This window comes from Klebsiella sp. 10-1, from assembly GCF_009758445.1.
GTDB classification, from domain to species: domain Bacteria; phylum Pseudomonadota; class Gammaproteobacteria; order Enterobacterales; family Enterobacteriaceae; genus Klebsiella; species Klebsiella scottii.
This window is the reverse complement of sequence record NZ_WQRE01000007.1, coordinates 278,524-296,736: the sequence shown is the minus strand read 5'-3', so window position 1 is coordinate 296,736 and position 18,213 is coordinate 278,524. Positions and strand designations below refer to the sequence as shown.

18 protein-coding genes and 1 pseudogene are annotated in these 18,213 nt (G+C 61.0%); 8 read left to right on the top strand and 11 right to left on the bottom strand.

Annotated elements, in window-relative coordinates; all coding sequences use genetic code 11:
* Nucleotides 1–4: 4 nt before the first annotated feature.
* The 6 genes from hpaH to GO007_RS23040 form a co-directional block, all read right to left on the bottom strand.
* Nucleotides 5–808: a 2-oxo-hept-4-ene-1,7-dioate hydratase gene (gene hpaH / locus GO007_RS23065; protein ID WP_095104003.1), complete on the bottom strand. Its 804-nt coding sequence runs from the start codon at nt 806–808 to the stop codon at nt 5–7.
* 92 nt (nt 809–900) lie between these two features.
* Nucleotides 901–1,281, bottom strand: a complete 381-nt coding sequence (locus GO007_RS23060; RefSeq protein ID WP_095104001.1) for a 5-carboxymethyl-2-hydroxymuconate Delta-isomerase — start codon at nt 1,279–1,281, stop codon at nt 901–903.
* Between the two features lie 10 nt (nt 1,282–1,291).
* Nucleotides 1,292–2,149 carry a 3,4-dihydroxyphenylacetate 2,3-dioxygenase gene (hpaD, locus tag GO007_RS23055; protein ID WP_095103999.1) on the bottom strand — a complete coding sequence of 286 codons (858 nt, stop codon included), beginning with the start codon at nt 2,147–2,149 and terminating at the stop codon, nt 1,292–1,294.
* Between the two features lie 10 nt (nt 2,150–2,159).
* Nucleotides 2,160–3,626: a 5-carboxymethyl-2-hydroxymuconate semialdehyde dehydrogenase gene (gene hpaE / locus GO007_RS23050; protein ID WP_095103997.1), complete on the bottom strand. Its 1,467-nt coding sequence runs from the start codon at nt 3,624–3,626 to the stop codon at nt 2,160–2,162.
* Nucleotides 3,623–4,387: a fumarylacetoacetate hydrolase family protein gene (locus tag GO007_RS23045; RefSeq protein WP_095103996.1), complete on the bottom strand. Its 765-nt coding sequence runs from the start codon at nt 4,385–4,387 to the stop codon at nt 3,623–3,625. Before GO007_RS23045 ends, hpaE begins: the two co-directional genes overlap by 4 nt.
* Entirely contained in the window at nt 4,384–5,016 is a 633-nt protein-coding gene (locus GO007_RS23040; protein WP_095103994.1) for a fumarylacetoacetate hydrolase family protein, read from the bottom strand. The genes GO007_RS23045 and GO007_RS23040 overlap by 4 nt, the downstream gene beginning before the upstream one ends.
* A gap of 288 nt (nt 5,017–5,304) precedes the next feature.
* On the opposite strand from GO007_RS23040, the gene hpaR reads away from it, so the two are divergent.
* On the top strand, nt 5,305–5,754 hold the full coding sequence (gene hpaR / locus GO007_RS23035; RefSeq protein WP_095103993.1) for a homoprotocatechuate degradation operon regulator HpaR: 450 nt from the start codon (nt 5,305–5,307) through the stop codon (nt 5,752–5,754).
* A gap of 79 nt (nt 5,755–5,833) precedes the next feature.
* Nucleotides 5,834–6,844 (top strand): Ldh family oxidoreductase, encoded by a 1,011-nt coding sequence (locus GO007_RS23030; protein WP_095103991.1) that lies wholly within the window; start codon nt 5,834–5,836, stop codon nt 6,842–6,844.
* A 79-nt stretch (nt 6,845–6,923) separates the two neighbouring features.
* Here GO007_RS23030 and GO007_RS23025 read toward each other — a convergent pair whose 3' ends face one another.
* Both GO007_RS23025 and GO007_RS28990 read right to left on the bottom strand, forming a co-directional pair.
* Nucleotides 6,924–8,144, bottom strand: a complete 1,221-nt coding sequence (locus tag GO007_RS23025; protein WP_095103989.1) for an amino acid deaminase — start codon at nt 8,142–8,144, stop codon at nt 6,924–6,926.
* Nucleotides 8,145–8,223: 79 nt separating this feature from the next.
* A pseudogene (locus tag GO007_RS28990) lies at nt 8,224–8,377 on the bottom strand (hypothetical protein).
* On the opposite strand from GO007_RS28990, the gene GO007_RS23020 reads away from it, so the two are divergent.
* From GO007_RS23020 to GO007_RS23000, 5 genes are all read left to right on the top strand, one after another.
* On the top strand, nt 8,346–9,785 hold the full coding sequence (locus GO007_RS23020; protein WP_095103987.1) for an N-acyl-D-amino-acid deacylase family protein: 1,440 nt from the start codon (nt 8,346–8,348) through the stop codon (nt 9,783–9,785). The pseudogene GO007_RS28990 and the gene GO007_RS23020 overlap by 32 nt on opposite strands.
* A gap of 10 nt (nt 9,786–9,795) precedes the next feature.
* The gene (locus GO007_RS23015) at nt 9,796–10,188 is read left to right on the top strand and encodes a RidA family protein (RefSeq protein WP_095103985.1); all 393 of its coding nucleotides are present in this window, start codon (nt 9,796–9,798) and stop codon (nt 10,186–10,188) included.
* Between the two features lie 173 nt (nt 10,189–10,361).
* Entirely contained in the window at nt 10,362–11,849 is a 1,488-nt protein-coding gene (locus GO007_RS23010; protein ID WP_095103983.1) for a sodium:solute symporter family protein, read from the top strand.
* A 10-nt stretch (nt 11,850–11,859) separates the two neighbouring features.
* Nucleotides 11,860–12,729 carry a 2-dehydro-3-deoxygalactonokinase gene (locus GO007_RS23005; RefSeq protein WP_095103981.1) on the top strand — a complete coding sequence of 290 codons (870 nt, stop codon included), beginning with the start codon at nt 11,860–11,862 and terminating at the stop codon, nt 12,727–12,729.
* Entirely contained in the window at nt 12,716–13,324 is a 609-nt protein-coding gene (locus GO007_RS23000; protein ID WP_095103979.1) for a 2-dehydro-3-deoxy-6-phosphogalactonate aldolase, read from the top strand. The genes GO007_RS23005 and GO007_RS23000 overlap by 14 nt, the downstream gene beginning before the upstream one ends.
* Here the strand turns inward: GO007_RS23000 and GO007_RS22995 are convergent.
* Together GO007_RS22995 and GO007_RS22990 are read right to left on the bottom strand one after the other, a co-directional pair.
* The gene (locus GO007_RS22995) at nt 13,313–14,176 is read right to left on the bottom strand and encodes a MurR/RpiR family transcriptional regulator (protein ID WP_045860118.1); all 864 of its coding nucleotides are present in this window, start codon (nt 14,174–14,176) and stop codon (nt 13,313–13,315) included. The genes GO007_RS23000 and GO007_RS22995 overlap by 12 nt on opposite strands.
* Before the next feature lie 82 nt (nt 14,177–14,258).
* On the bottom strand, nt 14,259–14,792 hold the full coding sequence (locus GO007_RS22990) for a GNAT family N-acetyltransferase (RefSeq protein WP_095103977.1): 534 nt from the start codon (nt 14,790–14,792) through the stop codon (nt 14,259–14,261).
* Between the two features lie 31 nt (nt 14,793–14,823).
* Between GO007_RS22990 and GO007_RS22985 the strand changes: the two genes are divergently transcribed.
* Nucleotides 14,824–15,660 (top strand): GNAT family N-acetyltransferase, encoded by an 837-nt coding sequence (locus GO007_RS22985; RefSeq protein WP_095103975.1) that lies wholly within the window; start codon nt 14,824–14,826, stop codon nt 15,658–15,660.
* A gap of 62 nt (nt 15,661–15,722) precedes the next feature.
* Here GO007_RS22985 and opgB read toward each other — a convergent pair whose 3' ends face one another.
* The gene (opgB, locus tag GO007_RS22980) at nt 15,723–18,014 is read right to left on the bottom strand and encodes a phosphatidylglycerol--membrane-oligosaccharide glycerophosphotransferase (protein WP_095103973.1); all 2,292 of its coding nucleotides are present in this window, start codon (nt 18,012–18,014) and stop codon (nt 15,723–15,725) included.
* Nucleotides 18,015–18,213: the final 199 nt, after the last annotated feature.

Here is an 18,213-nt window from a genome sequence, read left to right as displayed (position 1 = left end):
TCCCCTAGACAAAGCGGCAGCTAATCGCGCCCATGCTGCCGTAATCGACGTGGAAGGTATCGCCTTTGCGCGCCGCGACCGGACGGGTAAACGAGCCGCCGAGGATAATTTGCCCGGCCTCCAGCTGCACATCGTGCGTCGCCAGCTTGTTCGCCAGCCAGGCAACGCCGTTGGCCGGGTGATTCAGCACGCCGGCGGCGACGCCGGTCTCTTCGATGACCCCGTTGCGGTATAGCAGGGCGGAGATCCAGCGCAGATCCAGCTCATCAGGCTTAACCGGCCGGCCGCCGAGGATCACCCCGGCGTTGGCGGCGTTATCGGAGATGGTGTCGAACACCTTACGCGGACGCTGGGTTTCAGGATCGACGTTGTGGCAGCGGGCGTCGATCAGCTCCAGCGCCGGGATCACGTAGTCGGTGGCGTTATAGACGTCGAACAGCGTACAGTTCGGGCCGCGCAGCGGTTTGGCCAGCACGAAGGCCAGCTCGACCTCGATGCGCGGAACGATAAAGCGGTCGGTGGGAATATCGCCGCCGTCGTGAAAAAACATATCGTCGAGCAGCGCGCCGTAGTCCGGTTCGCTAATCTGCGAGCTGGCCTGCATCGCCTTCGAGGTCAGGCCAATCTTATGGCCCTTCAGCACCCGGCCCTCGGCAATTTTCAGCTCGACCCACTCGCGCTGGACGGCGTAGGCGTCCTCAATGGTAATCGAGGGATAATCGAGAGAGATGGCGCGGATCTGTTCACGCTGCTTTTCGGCCTGGTTCAGCCGCCGGGCGATCAGGGTGCGGGTCTGTTTATCGAGCATAGGGATTCCTGTGACATTGCCTGCAATTGGTACCATCGGGTTGCCCGGACGAGAGCGCCGAGGTCGGGGAGCCCGCGTCCGGATAACGTCAATTATTTAAACAGCGCGTGGACGTTGTTCTGTTTGTAATTCAGGGTCGGGTGCAGCTCCGCAATCTCGAACGACAGCGCCAGGTAGCGGCTCTCCATCAGCGCGGCGAAATGCGCTTTGATCAGGGCAAAGAGCATCTCTCCCGTTTGCTGGCGGCTTTCCAGACTGCGCCCGCTGCCGATTTTCAGCGTCATATGCACGAAGGCGTAATCGTGCCTGCCGTCGGCCATCTGCCAGGTATCCAGCCAGATGGCGCGGCTGCGGATGCCGCCGATCGGGAAAATCCCGGTGGCGGCCAGCGCCTGATTGACCTCGGCGAACAGGCCGGGCAGATCGGCCTGTTCGCGGATGTTGTTCGTGCACTCGGCGATAAAATGTGGCATCGCAGACCCCTTACGCCTGAGCCGGCAGCGGGAAGACGGCGTTGACCTGGCCGGTACCGGAGCTGGCGAACAGGTCGGTGATAAACTCGACCTTGCCGTCGTATTTATCCCAGCCGAGCACCCCGAGCAGCATCACCGTATCGTGCATATTGCCTTCGCCGTAGCAGTAGTCGGCATACTCCGGCAGCATGGTGCAGAACTCTTTGAATTTGCCTTCGCGCCACAGTTTTACCACCCGCTCATCCATCTGGTGGTCAAACTCGCGGGTGTAGCTGTTCATCCCCTCTTCGGCGCGCTGGTCGTCGATAAAGCGGTGCGACAGCGAGCCGCTGGCGAAGACCGCTACGGTACCGTCATATTTTTCAATGGCCTTGACGATAGCTTCCCCCAGCCTGCGGCTGTCGGCGAAGTCGTGAACGGTGCAAAAAGCGGAGATCGAGACCACTTTGAAATGCTTATCGCTGTTCATATAGCGCATCGGCACCAGGGTGCCGTACTCCAGCTTGAGGCTCGGGATGTTGTGCGCCTTGGCGCGGACGCCCAGCTTGACCGCTTCGTCGGCAATCAGCTGGCCCAGCTCCGGGTTACCGTCGTAGTCGTAGGTCATGTCGCGAATAAAGTGCGGCAGCTCGTTACTGGTATAGATCCCCTTAAAATGCTCGGCGCAGTTAATGTGGTAGGCGCTGTTCACCAGCCAGTGGGTATCAAAGACGATAATCGTATCGACGCCCATCTCCCGGCACCGTTTACCGATCTCCTTATGACCGTCGATCGCCGACTGGCGGCAGCCGTGGTTTTTCCCCGGCAGCTCGGAGAGATACATTGACGGTACGTGAGTAATCTTGGCGGCTAACGCTAATTTGCCCATCTTGTGCTCCTTATAAACCCCATTTCGGGATCGGATGGTCACCCATGGAAATACAGACGTTTTTCATTTCGGCGAACACTTCGAAGCTGTACTCGCCGCCTTCGCGGCCGGTGCCGGAGGCTTTCACGCCGCCGAACGGCTGGCGCAGGTCGCGGACGTTCTGGGTATTGACGAAGACCATGCCGGCTTCAATACCGCGCGCGAGGCGCAGGACCTTGCTGATGTCCTGGGTCCAGATATAGGAGGCGAGGCCGTATTCGATATCGTTGGCGAGGCGCAGACCTTCGGCTTCGTCTTTAAACGGCAGCAGACAGGCGACCGGGCCAAAGATTTCTTCCTGGGCAACCCGCATGCGGTTATCGACGTCCGCCAGCACCGTCGGGCGCAGGAAGTTGCCGCCGCGAAGATGCGCCGGCAGGTCGGTGGGTTTATCCGGGCCGCCGGCCAGCAGCGTGGCGCCTTCCTCGATGCCGAGGCGGATATAGCCGGAGACTTTTTCCCAGTGCTGCTGGCTTATCAGCGCCCCGACCTGGGTGTTGGGATCGGTCGGGTCACCGACGCGCAGGCGGCTGGCGCGTTCAGCGAAGCGCTTGACGAACTCCGGGTAAATGCTCTGCTGAATGAAGATGCGCGAGCCGGCGGTGCAGCGTTCGCCGTTGATTGAGAAGATGGTGAACAGGGCGGCATCCAGCGCGCGCTCGATATCGGCATCTTCAAAAATCAGCACCGGCGATTTGCCCCCCAGCTCCATCGAGTACTTTTTCAGTCCGGCGTTTTTCATGATGTTACGTCCGGTGGCGGTGCCGCCGGTAAACGACACAGCGCGCACGTCATGATGGCGCACCAGCGCGTCACCGGCGTTCGCGCCGTAGCCCTGTACTACGTTCAGCACGCCCGGCGGAATACCGGCTTCCAGCGCCAGCTCGCCGAGACGGTCGGCGGTGAGCGGCGACAGCTCGGACATTTTCAGCACCGCGGTGTTGCCCAGCGCCAGGCACGGCGCCACCTTCCAGGTCGCGGTCATAAACGGCACGTTCCACGGCGACACCAGCGCGCAGACGCCGACCGGCTGCACGAGGGTGTAGTTGAGCATCTTGTCGTCAACCGGATAGGTTTTGCCGTTCATCTGCTGGCACACTTCGGCGAAGAATTCGAAGTTGTGCGAAGCGCGCGGGATCAGCACGTTTTTGGTCTGGTGGATCGGCAGGCCGGTATCGGCGGTCTCCATCGCCGCGATCTGCGGAACGTTCTGGTCTATCAGATCGCCCAGACGGCGCATCAGGCGCGCGCGCTCCTTCATCGGCAGGTTGGCCCATTTCGGGAACGCCGCTTTGGCTGCCGCTACCGCCTGATTCACTTCGGCTTCACCGCCGGAAGCGACTTCCGCCAGCACTTCGCCGGTGGCCGGGTTGGTGGTGTGGAAATACTCCGCGCTTGCCACGCTTTCGCCGTTGATCCAGTGGTTAATTTTTTTCATGACAGCTTCTCCTCATACGCTTGCTGGCTGATGATGCGGTTGACCAGGCGGCCCACGCCTTCGACTTCGACGATCACTTCGTCACCCGGCACCACGTCAGACAGCCCCTTCGGCGTGCCGGTGGCGATCATGTCGCCCGGTTGCAGGGTCATAAAGTCGCTCAGCCAGGCAATCAGGTACGGGATGCTGAAGATCAGATCGGCGGTGGTGCCCTGCTGGCGCAGTTCGCCGTTGACCCAGGTGCTCAGGGTCAGGTTGTGCGGGTCCGGAACCGTCTCTTTACTGACGATCCACGGGCCGATGGGGGTCAGGGTGTCGCGGCTTTTTACCCGCAGATTCGGCCGGTAGTAGTTTTCCAGATAGTCGCGAATGGCGTAGTCATTGCAAACGGTATAGCCGGCGACGTAGTCCAGGGCGTGGGCCTCACTGACCTTGCGCGCGGTTTTGCCAATCACCACCACCAGTTCGGCTTCGTAGTGCATATATTCGACGTTATCCGGACGCACCGACTCCTGGCGGTGGCCGATAAAGGTGTTCGGCGCTTTGATAAACACCAGCGGCTCTTCCGGCGGCTTGAATTCCAGCTCGCTGGCGTGATCGGCATAGTTCAGTCCCAGCGCGAACAGCGTTCCGTCGGCGGGCGGCAGCCAGCGGAATTCACCCTCCTGCAGCCGGGTGCCGTCGTCGAGAATGACCTGCTCGCGATCGTCGACCTGCGCGCTGCGTACCTGGCCCTGCCACTCAATACGTGCCTGTTTCATGCCGGCTCTCCTTCTGCGACGACCGGGTTTTCCAGCGCCGGGAAACCCTCGGCGAGAATGCGTACGCGATCGCCGGGGCGCAGCGTTACGCGGGCGTGCGGAGTGCCGATCAGAATGGCATCGCCGGGGTTGAGGGTGGCGAACTCGCTCAGGGCGCTTAGCAGCTCGGCGGCGCTGCGCTGCAGGTCGGCGGTGTTCCAGCTATCCGCTTCGCGACCGTTGATTTCGGTGATGATGGTCAGATTATCGACGTTCTGTACCGGGACGAGGCCCCCAAGCGGGCAAAAACCGTCGCGGCATTTCGCCTTAATCGCCGGGCGGTAAAAGCTCTCTTCCGGCAGGCTGACGTCGTTGGCCAGCGCGTAGCCGGCGATGCAGGAGGCGGCCTCTTCGACGGAGACGCCGCGTGCGGTTTTACCGACGATCAGCGCCACGGTGGCGCCGCTCTGCACGGTTTCCCCCTGCGGGTAAGGGATCGCGTCGCCGCTGCCGATAACGGTATTACGCGGTTTGATAAACCAGACCGCAGTTTGCGGCGGCGTTTTGTACGGGGCCTGTTGGAACGCTTCCCGCCAGGCGTCGAGCTGGCTGCCGTGGTTAAGCGCAACGGCGAAGATGGTACCTTTCATTCACCACTCCTCTGGTACTGATTTCTGAAGCTTAATGGATTTCATTAATATGTTAATGATTACCTTTTATTCCTTGCGGAAGGGTTTGGCAAACAGAAGTGAATGTTTTGTGATCGGATTAACAATAAATTTACACGAATGAAACTTAATTGTTTATAATCATATTGTTAGTTATTTTTCATGAAAAGGCTGGTACTTTTCAGCAGCAGAAACCGGTTGCGTCATCGGCAAATAAACGCTAATTATTAACTTGTTAATAGATTCTGAAATACGATGTAGAGGTATGTGATGCATGATTCGTTAACCATTGCGCTGTTGCAGGCGCGGGAAGCGGCGATGGGCCACTTTCGGCCGATCGTCAAACGCCATAATCTCACCGAGCAGCAGTGGCGTATTGTGCGCATCCTTGCCGAAAACCCGTCGATGGATTTCCACGACCTGGCCTTCCGCGCCTGCATTTTGCGCCCGAGCCTGACCGGTATTTTGACCCGCATGGAACGTGACGGCCTGGTGTTGCGTCTGAAGCCGGTCAGCGATCAGCGCAAGCTGTACGTTTCGCTGACGGCGGAAGGAACAAAGCTGTATCAAAGCGCCCAGGCTCAGGTTGAAGAGGCCTATCGCCTGATCGAAGAAGAGTTTACCAGCGAAAAAATGCAGCAGCTGACCGCGCTGCTGGAGGAGTTTATCGCGCTCGGCAACCGTAACGGCGCCGTGCGCGACGATCGGCAAGAGGAGTAAATCAGCGCGCGCAGCTGCCTTCCTCAGGCTAACTTTAATGGCGATGCAGAAGAGTAGAAGAAGAGCAAAGGAGAAGATTATGGAGACGGTAACGCTGACGTTGCCAGAGGCTGAAGCGCTTTCCCGCCAGGTGCTCAGCGATAATGGTTTCAGCGAGAGCCATGCGGCGGCAGTGGCGCGTAACGTGACCGCCGGGGAGCGCGACGGCTGCGCTTCCCACGGCCTGTGGCGCCTGCTGGGGATCGTCGATACCCTGCGCAAAGGGAAGGTCTCGCCCGACGCCGAGCCGCAGATTGACGACCGGGCGCCGGCGGTTGTGCGGGTGGATGCTAACGGCGCCTTTTCGCTGCTGGCGCTTGAGCGAGCGCTGCCGCTCTTGTGCGCCAAGGCGCGCCACAGCGGTATTGCCGCGCTGGCGATTAACCGCTGCGTGCACTTTTCGGCCCTGTTTGCCGACGTTGAGCCGCTCACCGAGGCGGGGCTGGTGGGGCTGGCCTGCACGCCGGGCCACGCGTGGGTCGCGCCGGCGGGCGGCAGCCGTCCGCTCTTTGGCACCAACCCTATCGCCTTTGGCTGGCCGCGCGGCGACAGGCCGCCGTTTATTTTTGATATGGCAACCAGCGTGGCGGCGCGCGGCGAGATCCAGCTGCATCAGCGTGCCGGGAAGGCCTTGCCGGAAGGCTGGGGAATCGACGCCGAAGGAGAGCCCACCACCGACGCCGCCGCCGTTCTCGACGGAGCGATGCTGACCTTTGGCGGCCATAAGGGTTCGGCGCTGGCGGCGATGGTGGAGCTGCTCGCCGGGCCGCTGATTGGCGATATGACCAGCGCGGAGTCGCTGGCGTGGGATAAGGGCGCCGGCGGGCTACCGTACGGCGGCGAACTGATTCTGGCGCTCGATCCGCAGCGCTTTCTCGGGCCGCTGGCGGACGAGCATCTGGCGCGGGCGGAGACGCTGTTTGATGCCATGAGCGCGCAGGGGGCCCGTCTTCCCGGAGAGCGGCGCTTCGATTGTCGTCAGGTCAGCGAACGTCAGGGCGTGACGATCGGGCGTTCGCTGTATGAGGAGATTGTCGCCCTGCGGCGTTAGGCGATTTCTCCGGCGATCCGGCGCTTAGCGAGGCCGGACGCGGAGCCCGGAGACGGCGCGGGCCGTCATGCGGGATGAATCAGAACAGCGTATCCAGCTCTTCCAGCAGGTTGTACTCGTCGTCGACCAGCAGCAGCGTTTTCCATTTGTCGAAGGTCAGACACGGGTGCGAGGTGCCAAAGACCAGGATATCGCCGACCTGCACATCGCTGCCCGGCGCCAGGCGCAGCATGCAGTGCTGATCCATGATCCCGACGCTGACGATCTCCTCCGCGCGCAGCGGCAGCGGCTCTCCGCCGCGATAGTGGGCGATGGGCTGCGGCAGGCCGGCATCGAAAGCGCAGTCGCGCTTGCCGAAGTTGACCACCGCGCGATCCGCCTCCGGAACCGACTGCACCATCGCCATCAGCTCGAGGGCCGAGGTCAGATCGCCGGCCAGATCGCAGGCGATCGGATCCCGGGCGATCAGCTCCTGCTGGGCAACATCGTAGATCCCCATATCGTGCGTGATGTAGCAGCCGGGGCGGATCGCTATTCGGCAGCGCGCCGGCTTTTTGGCCGCCAGCCAGACGTTACACACCACGTCATACCAGACGGTGCCGGCACCGGTCAGGATAAACTCGCCGTCGACCAGCGGCTCCATTCGGCAGGCGAGGTCCGCGGCCTGGCGCAGCAGCGCTTCGACCTGCGGCTGCGGATCGTCGCTGTGCAGCACCCCTTCATACAGCTCCAGCCCGCGCAGCGTCAGGCCCGGTAGCTCGGCCGCGCTCTGTGCCAGCGCCAGCGCATCCTCCAGGCTGCGACAGCCGCAGCGCCCGCCGGGCACCCCAAGCTCAATCAGCACGTCCAGGGTTTGCCGGCGTTCGGCAAAAAAGGCCGACAGCGCGCGGGCGTTAGCGAGGCTATCTATGCAGCAGATGAAATCTACGCTGCGGTAGTGGGTTTTCAGCTGAGAAACGGCCTGCATGTTGGCCTTGCCCACCAGCTGATTGACCATCAATACGCGCTGGACGCCGCTGGCCATCGCCGCAGCGGCCTGCCAGGCGCTGCCGACCCCGATCCCCCAGGCGCCGGCCCGCTGCTGGGCCTGAAAAATCCACGGCGTCATCGTCGTTTTGCCGTGCGGCGCCAGCGAGACGCCGCGGGCGTCAGCGTAGCGCTGCATCCAGGCGATATTGTTTTCCAGAGCGCTTTTTTTCAGCAGCGCGGCGGGAAGGCAGACCTCTTCCGCCAGCAGGTTCGCCGGCGATGTCATCGGCGCTGATTTATGCGGGACAAGCGTTGCGTGGTGGTATTTCATAACACTATCCTTTCAGGTTTTACTTTCGGATTTTAAATGGGTATCAGTTATAAATATTTGATAAATATTATTTTAATACTTAAATATTATTCATTGTGAATAAAAGTATCATAAAACGATCTGGGTTTTGCGTAGTTTTCCACTGTTTTTCCGCCTTGTAAATGGTTAACTTGTCGGCATAGTCGAAAGGGAGTAATTGCTATGAAGGTTGACTGGCTTTTTAAGAACGTCACGGTTATTGACGGCAGCGGCGGGCCGCAGTATCGCGGCGACGTGGCGGTGAAGGGCGATCGCATTGTGGCTATCGCTCCGGCGCTGCAGGTGACGGCAGAGCGCGAAATTGAAGGCCTGGGGCGCGTGCTGGCGCCCGGCTTTATCGATGTGCATACCCATGACGATATCAACGTCATCCGGATGCCGGAATATTTACCCAAGCTCAGCCAGGGCGTGACGACGGTGATCGTCGGCAACTGCGGGATCAGCGCGGCAATGGCGACCATGCGCGGCGCGGTGCCCGATCCGATGAACCTGCTGGGCGAGCAGGAGCAGTTTATCTATCCCACCGTGCAGGCCTATGCCCACGCGGTGGAGGCGGCCCGGCCGTCGCTCAACGTCGGCACCCTGATTGGCCATACCGCGCTGCGTAATAACCATATGGACGATCTGTTCCGCCCGGCGACGGAGACGGAGATTGCCGGAATGCGCGTCCAGCTGCGCGATGCGCTACGTGAAGGAGCGCTGGGCCTGAGCACCGGCCTGGCCTATGCCAGCGCGTTCCACTCCACCACCGAAGAGGTGATGGCGCTGGCGGAAGAGCTGGCGGCGGAGCAGGGGATCTACACCACCCATCTGCGGTCTGAATTTGAGCCTATCCTTGAGGCTCTCGACGAAGCGTTTCGTATCGGCCGTCACGGCAACGTCCCGGTGGTGGTTTCTCATCATAAATGCGCCGGGGCAAAGAACTGGGGGCGCACGCGCGAGACGCTGGCCTTCTTCGATGAGATGCGCCAGCGCCAGGAAATCGCCTGCGACTGTTATCCCTATTCCGCCAGCTCCTCAACGCTGGATATGAAGCAGGTGACCGATGAATTCGACATCGTGATCACCTGGTCCGAGTCCCGGCCGGAGCAGGCGGGAAAAACGCTCCGGCAGATCGCCGACGAGTGGCAGGTGAGCCTGCACGACGCCGCGGCGCAGCTGATGCCGGCCGGCGCTATCTACTACAACATGGATGAGCAGGACGTGCGGCGGGTGATGCGCTATCCGGTCACCATGATCGGCTCCGATGGCCTGCCGAACGATCCGATGCCGCATCCGCGGCTGTGGGGCGCTTTCCCACGGGTGCTGGGGCACTACAGCCGCGACGAGCAGCTTTTTCCGCTGACCACCGCTATTCACAAAATGACCGGGCTGTCGGCGGCGCGCTTCCAGCTATCGGAACGTGGGCTGGTTAAAATCGGTTACTTTGCCGATCTGGTACTGTTTGACCCACAGACGGTGCGCGACGTTGCCAGCTTCTCCGACCCGAAGCGGCCGGCGGACGGCATTGAGGCGGTGATGGTGAACGGCGTCATGAGCTACGGCAGCGATAAAAAAATTACCGGGCGCGCGGGGCGTTTCCTGCGCCGCCGGATGGACTAAGGAGTTGAGTATGAGCATTAAACGTTACGGCGTGGAAGGCGGAACCGGCACCGGCGGGCAGCATCTGCCGTTTGCCCGCGCGGTGGAAGCGGGCGGCTGGCTGTATGTTTCCGGCCAGACGCCGATGAAAAACGGCGAAGTGGTGGAGGGTGGCATTGTCGATCAGTCGCGGCTGGCGATTCAGAACTGCGTCGATATCATGAATGAAGCAGGCTATACCCTTGCCGACGTGGTGCACGTGAAGGTGATCCTCACCGACTCGCGCTATTTCCAGTCTTTCAACAAAGTGTTCCGCGAGTTCTTTGGCGATAATCCGCCGGCGCGGATCTGCTGCGTGGCCGATCTGGTGGTGGACTGCAAAGTTGAAGTGGATGTGACCTGTTATAACGCTGCCCGCGTCTAAATAATAGCTCCCCGCCGCTGGCCGGGGAGCGACCCATAACAATGTGAGAGTAGCGTCAGGCCGAATAAGTCGGCCAGCGCGACCAGGATTGCTGTGCCTTTTTTCGGCATCGTTACTATTAACTCATAATATTCAGCGGTACGAATATTATTTATTACGCCTGGATGTGAGCAATGAATAATATGTCATTCCTGATTTGGTTTTCCGTTTATGCCTGCGCGATGATCGCTTTAGGCTGGTACGTTTCACGCAAGCAAAAGAACGGCGATGATTTCCTGCTGGGCGGGCGCTCCCTGCCGATGTTCCTGACGCTAGGGTCGACGGTCGGCACCATGGTTGGCACCGGCTCCAGCGTAGGCGCCGTGGGCTTTGGCTACAGCAACGGCTGGGCGGGGATGCTGTACGGCCTCGGCGGCGCGGTCGGTATTTTGCTGGTGGCGTGGCTCTTTGCCCCGGTGCGTAAATTTCGCTTTATGACCATGAGCGAAGAGATGTCGTATTATACCGGCGGCAGTAAAATTATTAAAAACCTGGTAGCGATCCTTATTTTTATTGCCTCGATCGGCTGGCTCGGCGCCCATATATTAGGCGGCGGGCTATATCTGGCGTGGGCCAGCGGAATTGATATCAACGTCGCCAAAATTATTATTGCGCTGGCTTTTGTGGTTTACGTCGGCATCGGCGGCTACTCCGCGGTGGTGTGGATCGACACCATTCAATCGATTGTCCTGTTCGTCGGCTTTATTTTAATGGCGATCCTCGCGGTCCATCACGTCGGCGGCTGGAGCCATATTCAGCAGGCGGTTGACCCGGCGGCCCAGAGCCTGTTTGCCGTCGATAAGCTCGGCGTGCTTCCCGCGCTCTCTCTGGCGGTGGTGATTGGCGTGGGGGTTCTGGCAACGCCGTCCTACCGCCAGCGTATTTACTCGGCAAAAACCGTCTCCTCCGTGCGCCAGTCGTTCACCATCACCGGCCTGCTCTATCTCGGCTTTTCGTTCCTGCCGGCGATTATCGGCATGGCGGTGTGGACGATGAACGCCAATCTCGAAAACAGCGGCTTTGCCTTCCTGTTTGCCACCCAGGTCCTGCCGCCGGTGCTGGCGATGGCGATTCTGATCGCCGGGATGTCGGCCAACATGTCCTCCGGCAGCTCCGACGCCATCGCCGCCGTCTCGATTATGCTGCGCGACCTTTATACCCTGGTGACCGGCCATATGCCCGCGCCGGAGAGGGCGATTCGCCTGTCGCGGATGTTCCTCGTGCTGGTTATCGCCCTGGCGCTGGTGTTCGCCCTGACCTCCAACGACATCATTAGCTACATCACCAAAATGATCTCGATGATTATGTCCGGGATGTTTATCTGCACCATGCTCGGCCGCTTCTGGACGCGCTTTAACTGGCAGGGAGCGGTCGCCGCGCTGGCCGGCGGCGCCGGCGCATCGGTCGCCGTGCTGATGGACAGCGACTGGCTGGCGTTCTGGGGCAATCCGTGTATCCCGTCGGTGCTCACCAGCCTGGCGGCCTCGGTGATCGTCACGCTACTGACTCCTGCGAGCAGCATGAGCCGTGAAGAGGCGCTGGAGATGATTACCCGCGAACGTGAAAGCCGCCCGGCGGCACCGCCGCTGGCCATCGGCAAACGCAATACGTCGCAGGGCTAAGGAGACGCAGATGCAGGACTATATTGCCGTCGACTGGGGCTCCACGCAGCTGCGCGGCTGGCTGATACGCGACGGGGAGTGCGTTGAAACGAAACAGCTGCCGTTGGGGATTTCCCGGCTTAACGGGCAGGCGCCGGCGGATATATTCCGCCAGCATCTGGCGCCCTGGCGCGGCGATCGGGCGCTGCCGGTGGTGATGGCCGGGATGATCGGCAGCGACGCCGGCTGGTGCCCGGTGCCGTATCTGGCCTGCCCCGTCGCCATCGACGCGCCGGGCCGCCAGCTGTTCAGCGTCGCTGAAAACGTGTGGATTGTGCCCGGTCTCAAGGTCGAACAGGCCGGGGACTACGGCGTGATGCGCGGTGAAGAGACCCAGCTGCTGGGCGCCGGGCAAATTGCCCCCGCCGATTGTTACATCATGCCGGGCACCCACTGCAAGTGGGTGCAGGTAGAGCGCGGAGTCGTACGCCATTTCTCCACCGCCATGACCGGCGAGCTGCATCACCTGCTGCTTAGCCAGTCGCTGATTGGCAGGCATCTTCCTGAACAGCGACCGGACGACGCCGCTTTTGAGCTGGGCCTGGAAAAAGGCATGACGTCGCCGTTGGCAGCCGAGCTGTTCGGCGCCCGCGCAGCACGGCTGCTGGGGGCGCTGGCGCCGGCTTCGGTCAGCGACTATCTCTCCGGGCTGCTGATTGGCGCGGAGGCTGCGGCCTTTTGCGATCGCTATCGTACCGCCGCCGTCACCCTGGTGGGGGACCCGGCGCTGACTGCCCGCTACCGACGCGCGATGTCGGCGCAAGGTCGGGTGGTGCAGAGCTGTGGCGGCGATGAGGCATTTTTGAGCGGTATGGCGAGGATAATAGATGAACGCAGTTAAGCTGATCGCGATTTTGCGCGGTATTGGCCCCGCAGAGGCGGCGGAACACGTTGAGACGCTGATTGGCGCCGGTTTTCGCTATATTGAAATCCCGCTAAATTCACCGGACTGGCGGCACAGTATTCCGCAGATGGTCAGCCGCTTTGCCGATCGGGCGGTGATTGGCGCAGGGACGGTACTTAACGTCGAACAGGTGGATTTTCTTGCCGCGTCGGGGGCGAAGCTGGTGGTGACGCCCAATACCCAGCCGGCGGTGATCCGCCGGGCGGTGGCGCAGGGGATGCTGGTCTGCGCCGGATGCGCCACCGCGACGGAGGCGTTTAACGCCCTGGAGGCCGGCGCGCAGTGGCTGAAAATCTTTCCCTCCTCCGCTTTTGGCCCGGACTACATTCGGGCTCTGAAGGCGGTGCTGCCCCCGGAGGTGCCGGTGCTGGCGGTGGGGGGCGTCACGCCGGATAACCTCGCCGTCTGGGTGCGGGCCGGATGCGCCGGCGCGGGGCTGGGGAGCGATCTGTACCGCGCCGGGCAGACGCCGACGCGCACCCGCGAACAGGCGGAGCGCTTTATTGCCGCCGGCCGGGAGCTAGTCGCCTAGCGGCTGGCGGTCGACGCCGCCGCGGTGGCTGTCGAGCGCCAGCTTGATGCGCCGCAGGCGGTCTTTCGCCTGCGGCTTGTTGGCCATCGCCAGTTCGGTGGCCAGCACATCGACCATCGCCAGCATGGCGTAACGCGAGGTGCTGGGTTTGAAAATATAGTCGTTTTCGCGCACCAGCAGCGGCAGCAGCAGATCCGCCTGCTCCGCCAGCGGCGTACCCGCCGGAGCGATGGCAATTACCTTCGCCCCGTACTGCCTGGCGATAGCCGCGCTTTCAATGATCTCTTTGGTATATCCCCCCAGCGACAGCACGATGACCACGTCCTTCGGCGTTACGGCCGAGCTCATCATGCGCACCAGCAGGCCGTCGTTCTGGCTGACGACCGGCAGGCCGAGGCGGAACAGGCGATACTGAATCTCCTGCGCGCAGATGGTCGAGCCGCCGCCCATGCCGAGCGCCAGTATTTGCCGGGCATCGCTAAGCCAGGAGACGGCGCGCTTCAGCGCGTTAATATCCAGCGCCCGGCGGTTGGTCTCCAGGACGCCAATAATTGACTCGTAGATCCCCTGTACGCCCTCCAGATCCGGGACATCCAGAATAAAGCGCTGCCCGACGGCCAGCGACTGCGCGAGCTTCATTTTCAGTTCGCGGACGTCTTTGCACCCCAGCGCCCGCGCAAAGCGGGTGACGGAGGCCTGGCTGGTGCTGGTCAGGCGGGCAATTTCGGCGATCGGCAGCTCGGCCGCTGCGGCGACATCGTCGAGAATAAACTGGGCTATCCGCTTTTCGGTAACGGTCAGCTCGAGGAAGCGATCGGTGATGCAGGAGATGATATCAATCGAGTAGGCCATACGGGTATCAGTCGCTAAATGTGTAATGATACTTTGTACCATATTCAGGGCAGAAAAAGCAGCGCCGAAGCGGCGATGTGGGCTACAGCGCGAGGCGCATGGCGCAGCGGGTCTCCGGCAGCAGGCCGTGGCTTGTTTCCCGCTCCCTTTTAGCCGCCAGCCCGGATGGCAGGCGCTGTTCATCGAGCATGCAGAATCCCAGGCGGGTGTAGAACGGGGCGTTCCACGGAACTTCGCGGAAGGTGGTGAGGGTCAGCGCCGGATAGCCCATGCTGCGGGCGGTGTCGGTAACCTGCGCCAGCATCATCCGGCCAATTCCGCGCCCTTGCCACTCCTGACGGACGGCGATTTCCACGATAAACAGCGCATCATCGAGCGGTTCGCTCAGCAGGAAGCCAACGGGCTCTCCGCCGCCGATGGCCAGCAGGCTGTGGTCCGTTTCGAGATACTGATAATGCTCCCGGGCGCTGATGACGGCGCTATCTGCCAGCCAGGCGAGAGCGGGGATCTGACGAAAAGCCTGCGCTGCCGAGCGCTCAACGGCGGGCAGACGAGGGATATCGCTCTCCTCGGTCAGGCGCAATGTCACTTCGGCAGTTATAGTGTTATTTTTCATCGCTTCAGCATAGCACCTTTGGGAGAAACATATGGAATTGACCGCCGTCCCCGCCACCTGCTTTAGCAGCGAACAGCTGACGACAATCCTCAGCGACTGCTTCGAAGATTACCTGGTGCCCGTTGCGCTGTCGGTAGAGGTGTTTGTGCATCGCTTCAGCTCTGAAGGGCTGAGCCTGCTGGATTCTTGCGTCTGGCTGGCGGGGGACACGCCGGCGGCAATCGCCATTATCACCCGTCGCGGCGATGCGGCCAGGCTGGCGGCGTTTGCCGTGCGGCCGGCCTGGCGGGGAAAAGGAACCGGCCGCTCGCTGATGGTATCGCTGATGGCCTCGCTACAGGCCCAGGGCGTGCGTCGGATGTGGCTGGAGGTGATTCGCGATAATCATGCCGCGGTTGCGCTGTATCAATCGCTGGGCTTTAGCGTTCGTCACGGGCTTTGCGGCTATCTGAGCTCGCGGCCGGAGGGCGAGAGCGCGCCGGTGCTGGAGCAGTGCGATGTGCTGGCGCTGACGCGCAGGGCGGGGGCGGAAATCAACGGTCGGCTGCCGTGGCTGATGGACCCAATGACCTTCAATACGCTGCCGTGCCGCGCGTTGACGCTTAATCAGCAGGCGTTCGCGGTGCTGGCGACGCTCACCGCGAAGCCGCAGCTCCAGCTGCTGTGGGTCGAACCTGCCGCCCGCGGCCGCGGCCTGGCGCGCGAGCTGCTTATTGCCCTTGCCCGGCAGTTCCCCGGTCTTGGCACCTCGGTCACCGTTCCGGAGTCGTTTACGCCGCTGTTCAGCGCGGCGGGGTATGCGGCCCTGGCGCTGCAGCAGTATGAAATGAGCGTGGAGTTCCCTGCCGCGACTTCTGCCGGGCGGTAAGATAGGGGATCAGGCGGTCTTGCGTCGCGCCGTCCGGCCCGCAGAGAGCCGGACGGGCGGGTTTAGCCTTCGCGTTTGACGATTTTTATATCCACCATGCCAATTCCCAGCTGGCGCGGCGCGTGGCCGAGAATATTGCCTTCGTTGGTGGACTGCGGGTCCGGCGGAACGATAATCAGCGTATCGCTGCGCGACGGGTTGTCGAAATGCAGCGTGGTGGTGGAGACGTCATTCGCCAGCGTCAGCGTCTGTTCGCTATCCCCAACGCGAACCGGGATCGGCTTGTTGGCGTTGGGCCCGTAGGCTTTGGCGGTGATCACCAGATCGAATTTCTCCGGCAGCGGGTTCTTAAACTCGATTTTGACTTCGCTCCCCAGCTGCGCGTTGGACCAGCGGCCCCAGGATTCCGGCCGGGAGATGCCGCTAAACTGCCTGACCTCCTCCGGCGCGCCGGCGACGTTAAACACGAAGCTGTCGGCCTTGTAGCGAATATCGTTATCGACAATTTTCAGCGTGTCGACGTTGCCTTTGTAGCGCTCCATATCGATGAGGGTATCTTTAAACGCCGTTTTCCCCTGCCACTGGGCCTTATCGACGCGCTGGACGGTCTGCTCGCCGCCGAGCTGGCCCTGCGATACGCACCAGTCGGTGGAGAGCGCCAGCTCGCTGGACCATAGCTGACCCATCTTGTAGCAGCGGTCGATCCAGACAAAGTTATCGCGCGGGGCAAAATCGGCCAGCTGGTAGCGCAGCGGCGCGGAGTATTCGCTCTCCGGCAGCGGCTCGACGCGTTTATCGGAGACCCGTAGCAGCAGCGGCAGACGGAAGTGGCTGCCGGAGAAGGAGACCATGCTTTTCTGCGCGTCCACGGTGAAGTTTTTCATCTCTTTCGGGAAGTTCCACAGGCGGATGACGTCAGGCTTCCAGGCCAGCACCTTATCTTTCATATTGAGGAAGATGCCGGAAAGCGACTGCCCGGAGAGGCTGCTGCGGCCGAGGCCGATGTAGTTATCGCCGCCGAGGATATCCAGCACCGTGGCGCCGTTGTCCATAGTATTACGCTTCACCGCCAGCGTATCCTGCTGCGGCTGGTCGCCGCGCAGCACAAAGAACAGGTTGCTGCGATCCTGCTTGTTCAGGTATTCCCAGGCGGTGTTTTTCATCGCCAGGTGATCGGAAGAGACCACGATCACCGTGTTTTTGAAATAGGGCGAGGCTTTGATCTTCTCGATAAGCGCCGCGATATGCTCCTGGCTGCAGCTTACCGCGCTAAAGGAGAGGTTCTTTTTACCGCCCATTTCATAGCTTTTTCGCTGGCAGGTGCGGGAAATAAAGCCGTCAGGATGGTGGGTATCCACCGTCAGCGCAAAGAGCGAGAAGCGTTTACCGGATTGCGAAAGCTGTTCGAATTTTTTCCAGGTTTCATCCAGCACTGTATCGTCGTAGAAGCCCCAGTCGTTGCGATAGGCGGGGTCGGCCACCGTGGTTTTCAGCTCTTCAGCGCCGTACAGATGATCGAAGCCGTGGGACTTCAGGAACACGTCCTTCCCGGCGAAACGCAGGTTGGCGCCCTGCACAAAATAGTTTTCGTAGCCGGAGTTTTTCAGAATGTCGCCGAGGCAGATATTCTGCGGGAAGAAGCTGGATACCGAGGCCGAGGCGTTGCCTTCAAACGGTGCAAACAGGGGAATACCGCACTGCGAGGCGACCATCCCGGCGATGGTGTAGTCGGTACCCGGCAGCTGCGCGGTGTTGCTGAAATCGAGGCCTTCGTTTTTCAGTTTGCCAAGCTCGGGCGCCAGATCGGGAAACGCGTCGTTATCAAAATAGGTGCGTTCAAGGCTTTCGCCGTAGATATAGACCAGGTTGAGTTGAGGGTTGGCGATGCTTTTCGACGGCTCTTTATAGTAGGCGACAAAATCCGGATCGCCGTCGCGGGACTGCGATTTCACCAGCTCGCTAATTTGGCGGAACGCCGGACTGGCGTCAACGGAGGCCAGCGCGAGAACCAGCGCCAGCAGGCTGTAGCCAAAGTGGTGTGGATGATGACGGCGTCGGCGCAGTATCCAGCCAAGGGCGCTGAAAACGCTCACCAGCGCCACGATAATTCCGGCGCCGGGCAGGATATATTTGCCGACGCCCGCGCCGGTCAGGCTGTTGGTCAGGGTATAAAGCACCGCGTCATTAATGCCGTCGCCGGTGAAATAATCGCTGGCGTAGAGGGTGATGTTCAGGACGACAAACAGGCCCAGTACCGTCAGCGTAGCGGCAAACCACCAGGTATTGCGACCGGCTTTCAAGGCATAAATCACCACCGAGGTGAGAAACAGGGCGATGGATAACAACTCTGACACAGCTTACCCTCATTAGCGCCAGCTGACCGCTGGCAAAATAGATCGGTTTCCACGATATACTGTAATGGCAGTGCCATATTGCTGCAATTGTAGAGTCATGAAACTGTGCTGTGGTTCAGAATTGGTTTATAAGTCGCCATTTTTGATCGACGTCTCATCCTTCCCGGCGGGGAAAAATGAGACCATCAATGTTAAAAAA

Excerpts from the sequence above, each read along its gene's own strand:
- hpaH (WP_095104003.1), bottom strand. The coding sequence starts at position 808 with ATGCTCGATAAACAGACCCGCACCCTGATCGCCCGGCGGCTGAACCAG.
- GO007_RS23060 (WP_095104001.1), bottom strand. The coding sequence starts at position 1,281 with ATGCCACATTTTATCGCCGAGTGCACGAACAACATCCGCGAACAGGCC.
- hpaD (WP_095103999.1), bottom strand. The coding sequence starts at position 2,149 with ATGGGCAAATTAGCGTTAGCCGCCAAGATTACTCACGTACCGTCAATG.
- hpaE (WP_095103997.1), bottom strand. The coding sequence starts at position 3,626 with ATGAAAAAAATTAACCACTGGATCAACGGCGAAAGCGTGGCAAGCGCG.
- GO007_RS23045 (WP_095103996.1), bottom strand. The coding sequence starts at position 4,387 with ATGAAACAGGCACGTATTGAGTGGCAGGGCCAGGTACGCAGCGCGCAG.
- GO007_RS23040 (WP_095103994.1), bottom strand. The coding sequence starts at position 5,016 with ATGAAAGGTACCATCTTCGCCGTTGCGCTTAACCACGGCAGCCAGCTC.
- hpaR (WP_095103993.1), top strand. The coding sequence starts at position 5,305 with ATGCATGATTCGTTAACCATTGCGCTGTTGCAGGCGCGGGAAGCGGCG.
- GO007_RS23030 (WP_095103991.1), top strand. The coding sequence starts at position 5,834 with ATGGAGACGGTAACGCTGACGTTGCCAGAGGCTGAAGCGCTTTCCCGC.
- GO007_RS23025 (WP_095103989.1), bottom strand. The coding sequence starts at position 8,144 with ATGAAATACCACCACGCAACGCTTGTCCCGCATAAATCAGCGCCGATG.
- GO007_RS23020 (WP_095103987.1), top strand. The coding sequence starts at position 8,346 with ATGAAGGTTGACTGGCTTTTTAAGAACGTCACGGTTATTGACGGCAGC.
- GO007_RS23015 (WP_095103985.1), top strand. The coding sequence starts at position 9,796 with ATGAGCATTAAACGTTACGGCGTGGAAGGCGGAACCGGCACCGGCGGG.
- GO007_RS23010 (WP_095103983.1), top strand. The coding sequence starts at position 10,362 with ATGAATAATATGTCATTCCTGATTTGGTTTTCCGTTTATGCCTGCGCG.
- GO007_RS23005 (WP_095103981.1), top strand. The coding sequence starts at position 11,860 with ATGCAGGACTATATTGCCGTCGACTGGGGCTCCACGCAGCTGCGCGGC.
- GO007_RS23000 (WP_095103979.1), top strand. The coding sequence starts at position 12,716 with ATGAACGCAGTTAAGCTGATCGCGATTTTGCGCGGTATTGGCCCCGCA.
- GO007_RS22995 (WP_045860118.1), bottom strand. The coding sequence starts at position 14,176 with ATGGCCTACTCGATTGATATCATCTCCTGCATCACCGATCGCTTCCTC.
- GO007_RS22990 (WP_095103977.1), bottom strand. The coding sequence starts at position 14,792 with ATGAAAAATAACACTATAACTGCCGAAGTGACATTGCGCCTGACCGAG.
- GO007_RS22985 (WP_095103975.1), top strand. The coding sequence starts at position 14,824 with ATGGAATTGACCGCCGTCCCCGCCACCTGCTTTAGCAGCGAACAGCTG.